Source organism: Corallococcus interemptor, assembly GCF_003668875.1.
GTDB lineage: Bacteria > Myxococcota > Myxococcia > Myxococcales > Myxococcaceae > Corallococcus > Corallococcus interemptor.
This window is the reverse complement of record NZ_RAWM01000121.1, coordinates 26,812-28,722: the sequence shown is the minus strand read 5'-3', so window position 1 is coordinate 28,722 and position 1,911 is coordinate 26,812. Positions and strand designations below refer to the sequence as shown.

Here is a 1,911-nt window from a genome sequence, read left to right as displayed (position 1 = left end):
CCCGCGCCCCCTGCCCCGCCTGCCTCCAAGCCGAGCGCCCCGGCCGCGGCGGCGTGCTCGGCGAGCCGGCTGAGCCCCATCCCCAAGCCCACCGCGAAGCCGCTGCCCCCGGCCGTGGCGTCCATGCGCGAGCGCATCATCAAGGCCGCCGTCGCGTGCGACTACGCGGGCCTCCAGAAGCTGGGCGACGAGAAGGGCCCGAGCGTGCGCTTCTCCTACGACCCCGACCAGGACATGGCCACCACCTGGCGCATCCAGGAGGAGTGGAAGGACAGCCCGCAGCCGGTGCTGGCGCGGCTGGTCCACGTCCTCAACCTCCCCTTCTACCAGGAGGGCAACCTCTACTGGTGGCCCACCGCCTTCCGCGAAGGCGCCACCGACGCGGACTTCGACCTGCTCAAGGGCATCTACCCGGAGGCGATGATCGCCGACATGCGCAAGGAGAAGAGCTACATCGGCATGCGCGTGGGCATCTCCGTGGACGGCGACTGGCAGGCCGCCATCCAGGGTGATTAGTCGCCGGTGACGAAGCGCGCGACGGCCTCCTGGACCTCCTCGTCGCCCATCATCCCGACGTGGTCCGCCCGGGTCTCCAGCCGGTCCACGTGGAGCGGCGCCGGAGGCAGGGCGCGCGTCGTCAGGACCGAGCCATCTCCGTCCGCGAGCACCGGATCCTCGAACGTGGGCTTCCCGTCGATGATCCGGAACGACTTGATCAACGGATGCCCCACGCCCACCACCGCCAGCGTGCGGCCGGTGCCGTAGCGCAGACAGTGCAGCGTGACGAGCCCACCCATGCTGTGCGCCACCAGGTTCAGCTTCACCCGTCCGCCCCGCTCCTGCGCGAGCGAGTCCAGGAGCGCGCACAGCCGCTTCGCCGTCACGCGGTTGTCCTGCCGCCAGTCGTAGTCGAAGACGACGAGGCCCGGCAGCCGCTCGCGCGCGAACTCCAGGAAGCCCTTGTAGATGTCGTAGCGCGCCACCCACGGCAGCACCGTGAAGCGCGTCATGGGCCCGTCCACCTCCAGCGGCCCGAAGCCCGGCGTCGCCCGCTGCCCGGGAAAAGGCAGCGCCAGCGAACGCTCTCCGCGCGTCAGCAGGTCGCCCACCGACACCCAGGCCCGCTCGCGCTCGCCGTCCGCCGTCGCGAGGAATGATCCGCGGTACCCATGGATGAAGACCGTCACCTCCTCGCCCGTGGGCGGAGGCAGCGCGACGCGCGAGGCCGTGCAGGCGCTCAGCAACATCAGGGACGCGAGGGGGAAGAGGCGCATGCGCCGCACCGTCCACCTCGAGCGCCCGGCACGCAAGGACTCTGGCGCCAGGCGCGTCGGGACCCGGCCGGGGTCAGAACAGCCCTCTCGAACAGGTGTGGAGTCAAGGCAACCCGGCTTGCATGCGGGGGCCGGTCCCGAGCAAAAGGCACGGCCCACGCCCGGTGCGGAACGTGGGCGAGGCCATCGCGGAGATCCTTCAAGCCATGAGCTACACCGTGCCTCCGCAGGTCCTGATGACCGCCCCGGCGCCGCTCGCGAAGGCGGGCTGAAGCACCCCGGAAGAGCGCTGTCGGAGCAGGCCGGCGTCCGGCCTGCTCCCCCTCCATGCGGGGGGACGACCCCGCGAGCAGGCTCCCCTCTGAGCGACACCGTGAGTCCTTCCGGTGGCCTGCTCGGGGATCCCGATGATTCCAATAAATACCCGAATTCACTCGGGCTTCCGGCGGGGCGCCCCCATGACAGCTCGGCTGGTCACGGAATAATCTGGTCAGTGTGGATTTGACCCGCCCTCCCGCTTCTCCGAGAGAACGGCGCAGGGCGGCAATCCGGAATCAGCAGCAAGCCTGACTTCTCGCGAACGCCATCGCCCCCGACGGGCGTCCGCGAGAACGTCCCCGAGCGCGGAGTACACGAG

2 protein-coding genes are annotated in these 1,911 nt (G+C 70.5%); one reads left to right on the top strand and one right to left on the bottom strand.

Annotation, left to right across the window (positions count from 1 at the left end; translation table 11 throughout):
• A partial coding sequence (locus D7X96_RS30865) for a hypothetical protein (RefSeq protein ID WP_244219784.1) occupies positions 1 to 516 on the top strand: 516 nt, incomplete at its 5' end.
• Here the strand turns inward: D7X96_RS30865 and D7X96_RS30860 are convergent.
• Positions 513 to 1,274, bottom strand: coding sequence for an alpha/beta hydrolase family protein (locus tag D7X96_RS30860; protein ID WP_121771379.1), 762 nt, complete (start codon positions 1,272 to 1,274; stop codon positions 513 to 515). The genes D7X96_RS30865 and D7X96_RS30860 overlap by 4 nt on opposite strands.
• Between the last annotated feature and the right edge of the window lie 637 nt (positions 1,275 to 1,911).

Bases quoted from the DNA above. Each gene is read 5' to 3' on its own strand.
- D7X96_RS30860 (WP_121771379.1), bottom strand. From the start codon at position 1,274: ATGCGCCTCTTCCCCCTCGCGTCCCTGATGTTGCTGAGCGCCTGCACG.